We start from the raw sequence: 13,201 nt of genomic DNA on the forward strand, positions 1-13,201 counted from the left end.
GATGCGGGCAGAAGTCTCTGCCCGCATCCGGGTCTGTCAGACGGTCACTGGCAGGTGTATTCCACGCCCATTGCCGCGTCGATTTCGCGCACAACAGTCCAGTTGTCCTTGAAGGTGATCGGGATGAACTGCGATTCCCCTGACTTGCCAAACTCGGCCTCAAGGCTCGACCCGGCCCAGTCAAAGCTGAAGAACCCGTCGCGGATTTTTTCCTGCAGTTCTGGCGTCAGGTTATGGGCAACGCCATAGCCGGTGGTCGGGAAGGTATCGGATTTGTAGATGCTGACCAGTTGGTCGGCCTTGATCACATCGCGCTCGATCATCCGGGTCATCACCGAATTGGCGATGGCTGCCGCGTCATAATCCTTGTTGGCAACCCCGAGGATGGAGTTGTCATGCGCGCCCGAAAACGCCGGGGTGAAATCGGTGCCGGCAACCATGTTGTAGGTAGACGCCAGCAAGGCTGACGGTGCCTTGAACCCCGAGTTCGAGGTTTCGGCCGTAAAGGCCATGGTGCGGCCCTTGATGTCTTCGACTGACGTGATGCCTGAGTCCGGGTAGGTAATGAATTCCATCTCATAGCCAAAGCTGCCATCGGCGGCAGCCATCATCGCAAACGGGCGGAACCCGGCGCAGGCCACGGCCAGCGGGTTCGATCCGGTGTTGAAGCCCGAAATGTGCAGACGACCCGCGCGCATCGCCTCGATCTGGGCGGCATTGCTGTTGATCGGAAAGAACTGCACGGTCTTGCCGGTGACAGATTCCATATGGGCGATGAAGTCAGCCCAAGCCTCGGCGTAAACAGCCGGATCTTCTACCGGGGTATAGGCAAAGATCAGCGTGTCAGGGTCTACCAGCTGTGCCGGATCGGTCGGGATATCGGCGATCATGTCGCCATCAGCGTCCGTGTAACGCTGGTCCAGCGCGAATTCGGCGGCGGCGGGAAGGGCGACAATGCAGGTCAGCGCGGTGGCGCTCAGGAATGTGCGGATGGTCATGGCGATCTCCTTTTCATCTGGGAGGCCGATTAGCAGCCTCATGTCACAGCCGGATATCGCTTGTGTGACGGTTCCGTGACGGGTCCGATCTTTCCCGCCCCACGGGTGAGAAGCAAAGAACCCCCGAATCTGCTGCATCTTACCGCTGCGACGCTTGTTAATTTCAGTGATTTAACTTGCGCAATGATTAGAAAAGGAAATGTGCTGCTGACGCTGAAGCACTACGAATTGCTGTGCGTTCTGGCCGAAGAACTGCATTTCGGACGGGCGGCGGCTCGGCTTGGCGTGTCACAGTCGCAGCTTACCCAGCATCTGAAGCAAATGGAAGAAATTGTCGGGGCGCTGCTCTTTGATCGCACCCGGCGCCGGGTGTCGCTTTCGCCTGCAGGGGCGCTGATCCTGCCCGATGCCCGCGCCTTCGTGCGCCATGCCCGGCGGGCCGAGGATGTGGCGCTGCGGGCCGGGCGCGGGATTTTGGGAGAGCTGTCGCTGGGCTATGTGGGCGCAGTCGCCTTCAATGGCGTTCTGACCCGTATTCTGGCCGAATTCCGCAACCGTGCTACGCAGATCGACCTGCGGCTCGAGATGATGGATCTGAACCGCCAGTTTCCCGAAGTGGCCGCCGGGAATCTGGATGTCGGTCTGGTGCGGCTGCCCTATCCGGATATTCCACCCGATGTCGTGGCACGCACCTTGCACCACGAGGCCCTGTGGATCGCGCTGCCCGAAAATCATCCACTTGCTGGCGCGGATCAGGTATTGCTTGCCGATCTGAACGGGGCCGATTTCATTGCCACCCATCTGCCACCGAACACCGGATTTTCAGCGGCAGCACACGCGGCCTGGGCCGAAGCGGGGGTGACGCCGAACATCGTCCACCGTGCGCCGCAGTTTGCGGCCATCGTCTCGCTGGTCGGGGCGGGGCTTGGTGTCGCGATCGTGCCAGAGGCGATGCGGCGCGCGGTGTTGCCGGGCGTGGTTTACCGCCCGCTGCGCGGCACGACCAAGACAGCACCGATCGCCCTGATCTACCGGGCCGACAGAGAAAGCCCGCCGCTGAACCTGTTTCTGGCCAGCATAGAGACGTTTGCGACGGAAGGACCGTGACATGACAACCGAGGAGTTCAGCGCCTTCGAGGGCGTTCATTATGGTTATCGCCCGGCGCAGGGCTCTGCCCCCTATGCTGGTGTTCGGCAATTCGCGGGGCACCGATCTGCGGGTCTGGGACAGGGTCTGCACCCGGCTGCCTGCTGCTTGGGGCATCCTTCGCCATGACAAGCGCGGCCATGGGTTGAGCGTTGCACGGGCTGGGCTGAGCATCGAGAGCATGGCCGATGATGTCGAGATGCTGTTGGATCACCTTGGCATCACCCGGTTTGCAGGCGTGGGCCTGTCGGTTGGCGGGCTGATCATGCAACGGCTGGCGCCGCGCTGGGGCTATGCCGCACCTCGTGCTGGCTGATACGGCGGCCAAGATTGGCTCGCCCGAGATCTGGAACCCACGCATCGCGGTTGTGCTGAACAATGGCATCGCAACGATTTCCGATGCCATCCTGTCGCGCTGGGTCGCCCCGGGTTATGCCGCCACGCCGGATTTTCAGATGTGGCGCATGATGCTGGAGCGGACCTCGGCGCAGGGCTATGCCGATGTTTGTGCCGCGATCCGTGACGCAGATTACACTGCAGATCTGGCGCGCATCCGGGCGAAAACGCTGGTGGTGGTGGGAAACGACGACGCATCGACCCCGCCTGCGCTGGTGCGCGCGATGGCAGAGCAAATTGTCGGGGCGGCGTTTGTCGAGATTGCCGATGCGGGTCATCTGCCCTGCGTTGAGCAACCCGACCGCTTTGTGGCGCTGCTGAAGCAGCATCTGGCCTGAAGGGTGGGGCCGTCAGGCCCCGCCCAGGCCCACCGTGACCCCGCCACAGACAAACAAGGTCTGTCCAGTGACGAAACCTGATGCGGGGGCGCAGAAGAAGGCCACCGCGTTGGCGACATCTTCGGGCCGGCCATCCGGCGCAGCGGTACTTTGTCGATGATCTGGCGGGTCAGCGGGGCATCCGGTGGGTTGTTGGCCCAGAACGCCGACGTGCCAATTGGTCCGGGGGCTACGCAGTTCACTGTGATGCCGCTTAGGGCCAGTTCCAGCGCCCAGGTCCGGGCCATGGACTGCGCGGCGCCTTTGGTGGCGCTGTAAAGTGTGCGATGTTCTTTGCCGAGCGTCACGCGGCTGGTATTCATCACGATGCGCCCGCCACTTGCCGCCTTCATCCCCGGCACAAAGGCCTGCGCGCAGATCAGCGAGGCGCGCAGGTTCACATTGAACAATTGGTCAAAATCGTCCAGATCCACGCTTTCCAGCGGGCCGGGGGCGACGATGCCCATGCTATTGACCAGACAGTTCACAGTTTCAGTGGTGACCAGCTCTGCCGTGACGGCGCGCGTGGCGTCGGCATCGGACAGGTCGACCTGAATGAAACGGTCAGGGCGGACTTCGGGTTCGGCGGTATCCAGCACCACGGTGCGGAACCCGTCCGCGGCCAGTCGTGCGGTGATGGCAGCCCGGATCCCACCCGCGCCGCAGGTGATCACGGCGGTCTGCGTCATTGGTCATCCATGTTGATGGATGACGGCACAGCGGTGACACTGTGATCTTCATCCACGGATACAGCGGCAGACCGGTCAGCACCTCATGCAGATGGGCGTTATCGCGGCAATCGAAGATCGACAGGTTGCTGTAGCTGCCGGCAACACGCCACAGGTGGCGCCAGATCCTCTGCCGCTGAAGATCCTGCGCATAGGTCTTTTCCAGCGCCTCGATCTCTGCTGCCCTGTCCTCGGGCATGTCGGCGGGCAGCAGGACGGTCATCTCTACCTGATACAGCGCATTCACGGGTCGTTCGCGCGGTGCCTTTCGGTGGCAGGGATGCCGCAAAGCGGTGTGCAGGAGCGCGGGGTGCTGATTGATCTGCTGCGCGCCTTCGGGCCAGAGCGGCGGATTGTCGGGCTTGCCGATCTGCAGTCAGTGATAGCGGCGCAGCAGGTCGAGGTGCGGCAAGGCGATATCGTGATACTGCGCACCGGCTATGCCGAAGCGCTGCTGAACATGCAAAGCGCACCCGACCCCGCGGCGCTGGACTGGTTTGGCGCGGTGCTTGACGGGACGGACGACGCGCTGAAACGCTGGATCAGCGATAGCCGGATTGCTGCAATTGCGGCAGATATCTATGCGGTGGAAAATCCGCATCTGACCCCGGATGAGTGCTGTTTCAAGCTGCCACTGCACCACTATTGCCTGTTCAAGCTGGGAATGCCAAAGGCCGAGCTGTGGTATCTGCGTGATCTGGCGAGTGCCTTGGCGCAGCGCGGGCGCACGGCTGTTTTCTTGACCGCGCCACCTTTGCGGCTGCCGGGCGCTGTCGGATCGCCGGTCACCCCGGTTGCCACAATCTGACAGGTCCGGGGGTTGCGTCGACAGGGTCGCGCCATTGCAGGGTGTGATGACTGCCAGCTCAGAAAAACTCGATCTCTGATGCCGTGGGCTCGGGTTCCGGCAAGGCGATACCAGTGACGGCACCATGAACCTCACGCTCGCTTGCCATTGTGTAAATCACGATGAACCTTTCAAGGTTTCCGGGGTTTGGCCGTACATGGCTGACGGGTGCAGCCGACTCGCGCAGGACCCGGAGCGAGGCCAGAACACTGGCCATCGCGGCTTGGCTGTCTTTGGCGGCATGCTCCAGTGCGGCAACGGCGACGTCGATATCTGACAGCAGCGTGGCAATCCTGCGCTGGCTGTCATCGGCGGCGTCGATCCGGGCCGAAGAGGTCTGTACTGAGGCATCAAATCCGGCCAGACCCTGTTCAAGCGCGGTAACTGCACTGGCATCAAACCCGTCTGACAGGCCTTTGATCGACAGGCTGGCGGCGGCGGTCTTATCGCGGAAGGCGGCGGAGCTTTCTTGCACCGCCTTGGCCAGAACGCCAAGTGGCAGCCGCGCCTCGCCCGTGCGACCGGGCAGCAGCAGGGCGTTGGTCGCTGCGATGCTGACGCTTGCCGCGCTGGCGCGCAAGGCATCAAACCCGCGCTGCGCTCCGACAAGCGCGGCGGAGATCTGCCGTGCGGCCTCTGCCGCCAAGGTCAGCGAGGCCGCTGTTTCCCGATTGCAGCGCTGCACACAGTCCAGGGCCGCCCGTCGGGTCTGAAGTAGCCGGCCCAGCGGGCTGGCCGCAAGCGCTGCCCCGTCCACCAATGCAGAGCGCCGAGCCAGTTTTCCAAGCCGGTCAAGGCTGCTTACGGCGGCAGAACAGACCGAACCCGCATCGGTAACCAGCGCCACCTCCAGCGCGGCGGCCAGCGGGGCAGTGTCGCCAGCGTCGACATCAGATGAGAGGATCGTTTCGATATGTTCCAGCCTTTGGGCAAACTGATCGGCAAACTGGACCATCGAGATCAGTGCCGAAATTTCGGTCCGCCCCCCCTGTGACAGCCGGTCGATCCGCCGCGTCAGATCGGAACGGAACGCCCGTTCTTCGCTTGCAAGGCCAGCACTGGCGGCGTGGGCCTGAGCCAGGTCATCCAGCATCCGTTGCAGACCGGCAGTCGCCATGCGCTGGGCCGCGACCGCAGGTCCGCGTTCATGGTCAATCACTTCCACACATTCGGTCAGCGATTGTGCGTTTTCCTGCACGGTCTCGGCAATCTGCTGTACCTCAACCACATAGGCCTGCAACACATCCACCTGCAACGAGGCGGCGGTAAGCCGGGTCAGCGCGGCATAGGCCTTGAGCGACCGCGCCTCTTGCGCGATTTCATGCAGGGCGGCGCGGGTTTCGCCAAGCGCCCGGATGTAAGTGTTGCCAGAGATGACCGGCAGCACATCCACCAATGTGCGGGCGGCAAAATCAGCCTCGGCCACCGGATCGGGGCCTGCACCTTCGGCCACCAGATGGTCTGCAAGAGCGGCAAAAAGATCCAGCAACGCCAGAACAGCCGCTTGAAGATCGACAAGATGCACGGCGAGTTCGGCAAAAGACTCGCGGCTGGCAGTTCCCGCCCGCGACAGGGCAGAACAGGGCACGTCGGATACTATGGCGGCAAGTGAACCCATACGGTTTCTTCGTGCTCCTCAGCTTCGTCAGTGCCGTGAATACCAGCCGGTCCTTACGGGGGAGTGAACGGAACATCGCTGAGAGCGAAGGTTTTTCTTAAGTTTTGCGGCCCATGTTCCGCTGGACGCAATATAAAGGGCGAGTCGCAGCATGGTCAACAACATCGGGTCCGGCACCGGCACGGTGCATCTTATTGAACGCGCGCTCGCGGTGGCAGACAGCCGGGCTGCCCTGACCGAACTGAACGCTGCTGTCAGCGCCGCATCGCCCGCTGCACCCCTCGGCCTCGAACTGACGGGCGACAAGGCGACGGTGCCGGCCATGCAGCTTCTTCTGGCCGCAGCGCGGATGCTGGCGGGGAAGGGTGCGTTTTCCGGCTTTGGCCCACAGGCCTCCGGGGCTATGGCCGCGCTTTCCATTCACAGTCCCGAGCGGAGCTAGGATCGCCAGCATGGCCCGTACAATTTTAGCCGTCGATGATAGCAAGTCGATCCGCGACATGATCAAGCTGACACTGGCCCCGCTCGGGTACCGGGTGGTCGAAGGAGATAACGGTCAAAGCGGGATCGAGGTGTTCAAAAGGGAACCGGTGTCGCTGGTGATCACCGATCTGAACATGCCGGTGATGAACGGATTTGAGTTCATTCGCGCCTTGCGCGGCATGCCAAAGGGCGCGGGCGTGCCGATCATCATGCTGACCACCGAATCCAAGCCCGAGGCCAAGGCCGAGGGCAAGGCCGCTGGGGCCACCGGCTGGATCACCAAGCCATTTACGCCTGAAAACCTTATCAGCGTTGCAAAAAGACTGGCGGGCTAAGATGACAACCGATCTGAGCGCTGCCGTAGAGACATTTGTTCAGGAAGCCCGCGAGCAGCTTGAAGGGCTGGAAGCGATGCTTCTGGACCTTGAGACCGGTACGGATCGTGATCGTGTCGATGCCATTTTCCGGGTGCTGCACACGGTCAAGGGTTCGGGGTCAATGTTCGGGTTCGGGGCGCTTGCGCGTTTTACCCACCATTTCGAGGACGCCTTTGATGGCGTCCGCGAAGGCCGGATGCAGATTGACAACCGTTTGATCGACGTATCCCTGCGGGCGCGCGACCATATGACCGCGCTGCTTGACTGTGGCGGCGACAATCCCGAAGCCGCAAGATTGGAGGCGTCAGACGAAGCTGCCAGCCTTTTGGCAACTTTGGCCGCCATCATGGGCAAAGGTCCGGCCAGCGCGGAGTCCAAGTCTTCCCCCGCACGCGCCGCCTTGCCCCAGCGCGAGGTGGTTTTTCGGCGCTGGTCGATCCGGTTCCACCCGGATGCCGCGGCGCTGCGCAACGGGATGCGTCCCGATCTTCTGATGGCCGAACTTGCCGCCCTTGGCGAAGCTGAGATCAGGCTTGATGCCTCGGAACTGCCCGTGCTGGCCGAACTTGATCCGGAGCGGTCCTATCTTGCTTGGGATATCATTCTGGCAACCGCACAACCCCGGGATGCAATAGAAGCGATCTTTCTGTTTGCGGATGATGCCGCACTGGAGATTACTGAGATTTTCCAGGAAACCCAAGAAACCGCTGATACTGTCCCCACCGTTCCCACGCAGCAGCCCAAGGCACAGAAAACCGCCGTGGTGCCACAAGAACCCCCGGCCGCGCGCGTGCCTCAGGCGAATGCGGGGTCCAGCGAAAATGTCCGCGTTCCGGCAGGCAAGCTTGACGATATCATGGATCAACTGGGCGAGCTGGTGATCGCACAGGCGCGGCTGCATCAGATTGCAGCGGCAACCAAGAACGCCGATCTGGAATCGATTGTCGAAGAAGTGGAACGTCTGGTCACCGGTTTGCGCGATGCGACACTTTCGGTGCGGATGCTGCCGATTGAATCGGTGTTCGGCAAGTTTCGTCGGGTGGTGCGGGATCTGTCGGTGGAGCTTGGCAAGGATGTCGCGCTCGCGGTTGAAGGCGGTGAAACCGAACTCGACAAGACCGTGATTGATCGCTTGTCCGAACCGCTTGTCCACATGATCCGCAACAGCATGGACCACGGGCTGGAGGATGCGGCCCGGCGTCAGGCCTCCGGCAAACCGGCGCGTGGCAAAGTCACCCTCTCCGCCCGGCAGGAGGGGGGGGAAGTGCTGATCTCGATTGAGGACGACGGGGCCGGGCTGGACACCGATGCCATCTGCAAACGCGCGATAGAACGCGGCCTGCTGGCTGCTGATGCCCAGCCGAACCCGGCAGAAATTCACCAGATGATCTTTGCACCGGGCTTTTCGACCGCCTCAACGCTGTCCAGTGTCTCTGGGCGCGGGGTGGGCATGGATGCGGTGCGCAGCGCGGTCGAGGCGTTGCGCGGTCAGACAGAAATCGTCACAGTGCCCGGACGTGGTACGCGGGTCACTCTGCGCCTGCCGGTGACACTTGCCATCATTGACGGATTTCTGGTTCGGCTCGGTCAGTCGGTGTTCGTCATCCCGCTGGCCGCCGTCGAAGAATGCGTGGAGTTTGAAGAGGCCGAACGCGGGCGCGAAAGTGGCCGGACGATGCTGCAGCTGCGCGAACACCTTGTGCCGTTTCTTGATCTTGACGAAGTCTTCTCCCGCCCTCGCAGCACCGAGGCCCGCCGTCGGGTGGTGATTGTAAAGGCCGATGGCCAACGTCTGGGCCTGGTGGTGGATGACATCCTTGGCCAGAACCAGACCGTGATCAAGACGCTCAGCATCTATCACCGCCATATCGCAGGGCTCGCCGGTGCCACCATCCTTGGCGATGGCGCGGTTGCCCTGATCATCGATGTCGCAACCCTCGCCCGCCGCGCCCGTGTTGCGCAGCGGCAGATCGCCTGAGGACAGCTGGCCATGCAAAACACCCTCCAGGCCCGCGACAAGCCCGCTCCGGCCGGCGGCCCTGAACCCGAGATGATGCTCATCTTCCGCTTGTCGGGTGAGATTTTTGCCCTTCCCGTCAGTGAAGTTCATGAAATCCTTGACCCGATGCCGACAACGCCGGTCCCAGGCGCACCCGCCTTTGCGCCGGCGCTGATCAACGTCCGCGGCGCGATCGCCCCGCTGATCGACATCCGCCAGCGTCTGCGCATGCAGGCGATGCCGGCGAGTGAGCAAGCCCGGATTATTGTGCTGGAACTGTCCGTAAATGGCGCGGCAACGCGGCTCGCAATCATCGCCGACGCGGTGGAAGAGGTCATCGAAACCGACCGCGCCGCACTCAAACCCGTTCCCGAACTCGGGGCACGCTGGCCCGAGCAATATGTGACCGGGGTGGCCCGTTATGGCGATTCGCTTGTCATCCTTCTGAACACAGACACCCTTTTCCGCCCCGACGCCGGGCCAACCTTTCAAGTATGAGCAAGGACCAGATATGCGAGTCACCATCAAAGCAAAACTGATCGCGGTATTTGCGGTCCTGATCATCCTCCTCGGCGTTTCCAGCTTCATGGCGTTGAAGAAAACGTCCGATATGAACGAAGAGATTAACATGATCGTTGATCGCTTCGCACGTCAGCTAGAAGTGGCGCTGACCATGCAGGTCACGGCCACACAATCTATGAACCAGGTTCAGGATTATCTGGTGGCGGAAACGGTCGCAGAAGCAACCCAAATCATACGCCGAGCCGACGAGTATTTGGACAGAACAGATGAGGTGCTCGTCACATTGGGCGACCTTGTCGTTGCAGAGGAAGCCAAGGCCCTGCATGCTACCTTCAGCGCCAACTGGACCGCGTTCCGCAGACTGGAAGGCGAGTTGCGGACGCTGGGCATTGTCAAAAGCGGCGAGAGGGCAATGTTGATCTACGCCGAAGAAAGCACCCCTTCGTATGGCACCCTTTATGATGCCTCGGAGGTATTGATCGCCAGCGTCCGGGAGCGAATTGCCAATTCAGAAGTGCGCGATCCGCGATTGGTCTCGCTCGAGGCCTCGATTGATGGCGGGATCGATACGATGCGTGCCTTAAGGGAAATCGAGCGCGACATGCTGATGGCCAGGGACGATTCAGAACTTGCAGATCTGGCGGCACGTCTTGAACCCATGCAGAACTCGCTCACCCAGGACCTGCTTCAGGCCCGGGGATTTGCCAGCTCCACCGACGCCCGTGCTGTCGAAGCGATCATCGTGGGCTGGGAGACCTGGCGCGAAGCGCTTATGCGCGGTACTGCCTTGTCGCTGGAAAATAGCAATCTCCACGCCACTCAGTTTCTGGACGAGCGCCTTTCCCCCGCCTTCGAAAAAGTGGTCGAGGCCGCATTTGCGATGTCGAATTTTAGCCAGCAGCGCGTTCAGCATGGCAAAGAAATTGCACTGGGGGTTTATGAGACGTCGCGCACCCTGCTCATCACTCTGGGACTAGTGGCCGCTGGTATCGGTATCGCTGCAGCGTTCTGGCTTTCGATTTCGATCTCGCGTGGTCTGAACCGTGCTGTCACAGTCGCCCGCGCTGTTGAAATGGGCGACCTGACTGTGGACGCAACGCCATCAAGCCGCGACGAAATCGGCGACCTTCTGTCTGCGATGAGCCGCATGTCGGGTTCGCTCCGCGAGATAACAAATGTCGCCGAAAAGATCAGCCAAGGTGATCTGGGTGTGGTGACCAGACGCCGCTCTGACGTCGACGGCCTTGGCATTGCGCTGGAAACGATGCTTGAAAAGCTGCGCGAGGTGATCTCTAACGCCAACCACAGCGCCGCAGGCGTGGCCGAAGGCGCACAGGCGATGTCGGCAACGGCAGAACAACTCAGCCAGGGTGCCACAGAACAGGCGGCCGCGGCGGAACAGGCCTCGTCCTCGATGGAAGAAATGTCGGCCAATATCCGGCAGTCGGCGGACAATGCAGCCCAGACCGAAAAGATCGCCACCAAATCGGCGCAAGAGGCGGAAGAAAGTGGCAAGGCGGTGGATGAGGCGGTCCGCGCCATGAAGACGATCGCCGAAAAGATCAACATCATCCAGGAAATCGCCCGGCAGACCGATCTTCTGGCGCTGAATGCGGCGGTCGAGGCGGCGCGTGCCGGACAGCATGGCAAGGGCTTTGCCGTGGTCGCCTCGGAGGTCCGCAAACTGGCTGAACGCAGCCAGCAAGCCGCGGGCGAGATCAGCCAGCTTTCCGGCAAAACAGTCGAGGTCAGTCAGCGTGCCGGTGAAATGCTGCAGTCACTGGTGCCGTCGATCAAACGGACCGCCGACCTTGTGCAAGAGATCAGCGCCGCAACGCGGGAACAGAACGTCGGGGCGGAGCAGATCAACGAAGCAATCCGGCAGCTTGACTCTGTGATCCAGCAAAACGCCTCGTCTTCGACCGAAGCGGCCAGCGTGTCCGAACAGCTTGCAACCCAGTCGGAACAACTGCGCGGGGTGATCGGCTTCTTCCGTCTGGGGGACGAGCGGCAGCCTGTAAAGGCTCCGACTGCCGAACCAGCACGCGAGGCTTCCGGCGCCCGTCCCACCTTTACGACCCAGCGCCCGCGCAACATCAGCACACCTCAGCTGGCGGCGAAGGCCAAAAGCAACGGCGCGGCGCATGCGTTTCAGAATGGGGTCATGATTGATCTCGCAGGCGATACCGGTGCCGGACGCGAAGATGATTTCCAGCGGTATTGAGCGACGTTCGTGTCCGCAACATGCCTTGCCCCGCCCCGCTTTGCAGGTGATTTCATATGACGGCAGCCACTCTGGCCGAAGAGGCCTGGACCCAGGAAGACAGCGGGGTCAAAGACGATCCCCGCACCTATGTGACCTTTGTTCTGGCAGAACAGCTGCTGGCCGTTGATGTTGCCATGGTCCGCGAAATCCTTGATATGCAGACTATTACCCGATTGCCAAATGCGCCGGGTGATCTGTTGGGGATGATAGATATCCGCGGTGAGAACGTGGCGCTGGTTGATCTGCCGGGGCGGCTTGGCCTGCATGGCGGCAAGTCCGAAGGAGCCGGGCGGATCATTGTTCTTGAATTCGGGACCAATCCGGCAACCCCGATCGGTGTCATTGCCGATCGTGTGCTTGGGGTGGCCGAGATTCCCGATGATGAGATCGGGGCGGCTCCCAGCGCGATGACAAGCTGGGATGCTTCGGTGCTGCGCGGGGTTGCGCGCGTCAACGGGCAGCTGATCCAGATTCTTGCGCTTGAAACCGTGTTTCAGACCAACCTTCCCGGCGCGTTTGATTTCGAATGAAGGGAGGGGGCAATGCAGAATGAGCGGATCGCGCCGGACCAGGCCCAGGTTCTTGTCGAGGCGGTCTTTCGGCTAAGCGGCATTTCGATCGCCGCCACAAAAACCGATTTTCTGGAGCATCGGATCAATCGTCTTTTGCGGGAGTCCGGCGTTGAATCGGTGACAGATTTTGTCGAACAGCTGCGCACTGCACCCGCAGGCCCGGCCGCCCTAAGACTGGTGGAGGCGCTGACAACGCACACCACGTCATTCTTTCGCGAAAGGGCCCATTTCGACTGGATGACCACCACCGGCCTTCCATCCGTGGTTGCCGAGGGGGCCGGGCGGCACCAGCCGCTGACCATCTGGAGTGCGGCCTGTTCGACGGGTGCCGAGCTGTGGACGGCGGGTATGGTGGTTGACACCTTTGCCCGCACCCGCAATTTGCGCTGGGATCTTGTCGGCACAGATGTGTCACAGAAAATCTTGCGCAAGGCCGCAGTGGCAACCTTTGACGAAGATGACATCCTGCCGATCCCGGATGAGATGCGTCGCCGCTATCTGCTCCGGTCACGCACGCTGGCGGTTGGCAAGCAGCGCTATCGGATTGCGCCGGAGTTACGCAGTCATGCCCGCCTGGCTTGGGCCAACCTGCTGGATCTGCCCACAGGCATGGCGCTTACCGCCGACATCGCCTTTCTGCGCAACGTCCTCATCTACTTCGAGCCCGATGATCAGCTTCGTGCCGCCGCCAACGTGGCCCGCCGGATCCGGCCTGGCGGTTACCTGCTGACCGGGCATTCTGAAAGCCTTGCCAGCCCTCCGCCCGGCATGACGCCCGTTTCCCCATCCATCTACCGAAAGGAGTAAGCCTCAGGTGTCCCTTTTGTCCAACGGCCCGAAGTACCGGGTCCTTGTGGTCGACGACAGTGCC

At 61.7% G+C, this 13,201-nt stretch carries 15 protein-coding genes; 11 read left to right on the forward strand and 4 right to left on the reverse strand.

Annotated features, from left to right (window positions below; genetic code table 11):
* Nucleotides 1–44: 44 nt before the first annotated feature.
* Nucleotides 45–998 carry a phosphate/phosphite/phosphonate ABC transporter substrate-binding protein gene (gene phnD / locus EEB11_RS16175; RefSeq protein ID WP_135433122.1) on the reverse strand — a complete coding sequence of 318 codons (954 nt, stop codon included), beginning with the start codon at nucleotides 996–998 and terminating at the stop codon, nucleotides 45–47.
* Between the two features lie 183 nt (nucleotides 999–1,181).
* Here phnD and EEB11_RS16180 point away from each other — a divergent pair, with 183 nt between their 5' ends.
* The 3 genes from EEB11_RS16180 to EEB11_RS16190 are packed head-to-tail and all read left to right on the forward strand — an operon-like array spanning nucleotide 1,182 to nucleotide 2,879.
* Nucleotides 1,182–2,105, forward strand: a complete 924-nt coding sequence (locus EEB11_RS16180; RefSeq protein WP_135433124.1) for a LysR family transcriptional regulator — start codon at nucleotides 1,182–1,184, stop codon at nucleotides 2,103–2,105.
* Nucleotides 2,106–2,146: 41 nt separating this feature from the next.
* Nucleotides 2,147–2,461, forward strand: coding sequence for an alpha/beta fold hydrolase (locus tag EEB11_RS16185; RefSeq protein ID WP_135433126.1), 315 nt, complete (start codon nucleotides 2,147–2,149; stop codon nucleotides 2,459–2,461).
* Nucleotides 2,439–2,879: an alpha/beta fold hydrolase gene (locus tag EEB11_RS16190; protein ID WP_135433128.1), complete on the forward strand. Its 441-nt coding sequence runs from the start codon at nucleotides 2,439–2,441 to the stop codon at nucleotides 2,877–2,879. The genes EEB11_RS16185 and EEB11_RS16190 overlap by 23 nt, the downstream gene beginning before the upstream one ends.
* Here EEB11_RS16190 and EEB11_RS16195 read toward each other — a convergent pair.
* Both EEB11_RS16195 and catC read right to left on the reverse strand, forming a co-directional pair.
* Entirely contained in the window at nucleotides 2,816–3,592 is a 777-nt protein-coding gene (locus tag EEB11_RS16195; protein WP_435531119.1) for an SDR family NAD(P)-dependent oxidoreductase, read from the reverse strand. The genes EEB11_RS16190 and EEB11_RS16195 overlap by 64 nt on opposite strands.
* Entirely contained in the window at nucleotides 3,483–3,893 is a 411-nt protein-coding gene (catC, locus tag EEB11_RS16200) for a muconolactone Delta-isomerase (protein WP_435531117.1), read from the reverse strand. The genes EEB11_RS16195 and catC overlap by 110 nt, the downstream gene beginning before the upstream one ends.
* Before the next feature lie 24 nt (nucleotides 3,894–3,917).
* On the opposite strand from catC, the gene EEB11_RS16205 reads away from it, so the two are divergent.
* Nucleotides 3,918–4,454, forward strand: a complete 537-nt coding sequence (locus EEB11_RS16205) for a cyclase family protein (RefSeq protein ID WP_435531118.1) — start codon at nucleotides 3,918–3,920, stop codon at nucleotides 4,452–4,454.
* A gap of 58 nt (nucleotides 4,455–4,512) precedes the next feature.
* On the opposite strand, the gene EEB11_RS16210 is transcribed toward EEB11_RS16205, so the two are convergent.
* On the reverse strand, nucleotides 4,513–6,111 hold the full coding sequence (locus tag EEB11_RS16210; RefSeq protein WP_135433134.1) for a coiled-coil domain-containing protein: 1,599 nt from the start codon (nucleotides 6,109–6,111) through the stop codon (nucleotides 4,513–4,515).
* Nucleotides 6,112–6,262: 151 nt separating this feature from the next.
* Between EEB11_RS16210 and EEB11_RS16215 the strand changes: the two genes are divergently transcribed.
* The 7 genes from EEB11_RS16215 to EEB11_RS16245 are packed head-to-tail and all read left to right on the forward strand — an operon-like array spanning nucleotide 6,263 to nucleotide 13,137.
* On the forward strand, nucleotides 6,263–6,553 hold the full coding sequence (locus EEB11_RS16215; RefSeq protein ID WP_135433136.1) for a hypothetical protein: 291 nt from the start codon (nucleotides 6,263–6,265) through the stop codon (nucleotides 6,551–6,553).
* Nucleotides 6,554–6,563: 10 nt separating this feature from the next.
* Nucleotides 6,564–6,929 (forward strand): response regulator, encoded by a 366-nt coding sequence (locus EEB11_RS16220; protein WP_135433138.1) that lies wholly within the window; start codon nucleotides 6,564–6,566, stop codon nucleotides 6,927–6,929.
* Between the two features lies 1 nt (nucleotide 6,930).
* On the forward strand, nucleotides 6,931–8,949 hold the full coding sequence (locus tag EEB11_RS16225; RefSeq protein WP_135433140.1) for a chemotaxis protein CheA: 2,019 nt from the start codon (nucleotides 6,931–6,933) through the stop codon (nucleotides 8,947–8,949).
* Between the two features lie 12 nt (nucleotides 8,950–8,961).
* Nucleotides 8,962–9,468 carry a chemotaxis protein CheW gene (locus EEB11_RS16230; RefSeq protein WP_135433142.1) on the forward strand — a complete coding sequence of 169 codons (507 nt, stop codon included), beginning with the start codon at nucleotides 8,962–8,964 and terminating at the stop codon, nucleotides 9,466–9,468.
* Nucleotides 9,469–9,481: 13 nt separating this feature from the next.
* Nucleotides 9,482–11,716, forward strand: coding sequence for a HAMP domain-containing methyl-accepting chemotaxis protein (locus tag EEB11_RS16235; RefSeq protein WP_135433144.1), 2,235 nt, complete (start codon nucleotides 9,482–9,484; stop codon nucleotides 11,714–11,716).
* Nucleotides 11,717–11,772: 56 nt separating this feature from the next.
* Nucleotides 11,773–12,288 (forward strand): chemotaxis protein CheW, encoded by a 516-nt coding sequence (locus EEB11_RS16240; protein ID WP_135433146.1) that lies wholly within the window; start codon nucleotides 11,773–11,775, stop codon nucleotides 12,286–12,288.
* A 12-nt stretch (nucleotides 12,289–12,300) separates the two neighbouring features.
* Nucleotides 12,301–13,137, forward strand: a complete 837-nt coding sequence (locus EEB11_RS16245) for a CheR family methyltransferase (RefSeq protein ID WP_135433148.1) — start codon at nucleotides 12,301–12,303, stop codon at nucleotides 13,135–13,137.
* Nucleotides 13,138–13,201: the final 64 nt, after the last annotated feature.

The sequence above is a fragment of the Pseudotabrizicola sediminis genome, from assembly GCF_004745575.1.
In the GTDB taxonomy this organism is placed as follows: domain Bacteria; phylum Pseudomonadota; class Alphaproteobacteria; order Rhodobacterales; family Rhodobacteraceae; genus Pseudotabrizicola; species Pseudotabrizicola sediminis.

Excerpts from the sequence above, each read along its gene's own strand:
- phnD (WP_135433122.1), bottom strand. The coding sequence starts at position 998 with ATGACCATCCGCACATTCCTGAGCGCCACCGCGCTGACCTGCATTGTC.
- EEB11_RS16180 (WP_135433124.1), top strand. The coding sequence starts at position 1,182 with ATGATTAGAAAAGGAAATGTGCTGCTGACGCTGAAGCACTACGAATTG.
- EEB11_RS16185 (WP_135433126.1), top strand. The coding sequence starts at position 2,147 with ATGGTTATCGCCCGGCGCAGGGCTCTGCCCCCTATGCTGGTGTTCGGC.
- EEB11_RS16190 (WP_135433128.1), top strand. The coding sequence starts at position 2,439 with ATGCCGCACCTCGTGCTGGCTGATACGGCGGCCAAGATTGGCTCGCCC.
- EEB11_RS16210 (WP_135433134.1), bottom strand. The coding sequence starts at position 6,111 with ATGGGTTCACTTGCCGCCATAGTATCCGACGTGCCCTGTTCTGCCCTG.
- EEB11_RS16215 (WP_135433136.1), top strand. The coding sequence starts at position 6,263 with ATGGTCAACAACATCGGGTCCGGCACCGGCACGGTGCATCTTATTGAA.
- EEB11_RS16220 (WP_135433138.1), top strand. The coding sequence starts at position 6,564 with ATGGCCCGTACAATTTTAGCCGTCGATGATAGCAAGTCGATCCGCGAC.
- EEB11_RS16225 (WP_135433140.1), top strand. The coding sequence starts at position 6,931 with ATGACAACCGATCTGAGCGCTGCCGTAGAGACATTTGTTCAGGAAGCC.
- EEB11_RS16230 (WP_135433142.1), top strand. The coding sequence starts at position 8,962 with ATGCAAAACACCCTCCAGGCCCGCGACAAGCCCGCTCCGGCCGGCGGC.
- EEB11_RS16235 (WP_135433144.1), top strand. The coding sequence starts at position 9,482 with ATGCGAGTCACCATCAAAGCAAAACTGATCGCGGTATTTGCGGTCCTG.
- EEB11_RS16240 (WP_135433146.1), top strand. The coding sequence starts at position 11,773 with ATGACGGCAGCCACTCTGGCCGAAGAGGCCTGGACCCAGGAAGACAGC.
- EEB11_RS16245 (WP_135433148.1), top strand. The coding sequence starts at position 12,301 with ATGCAGAATGAGCGGATCGCGCCGGACCAGGCCCAGGTTCTTGTCGAG.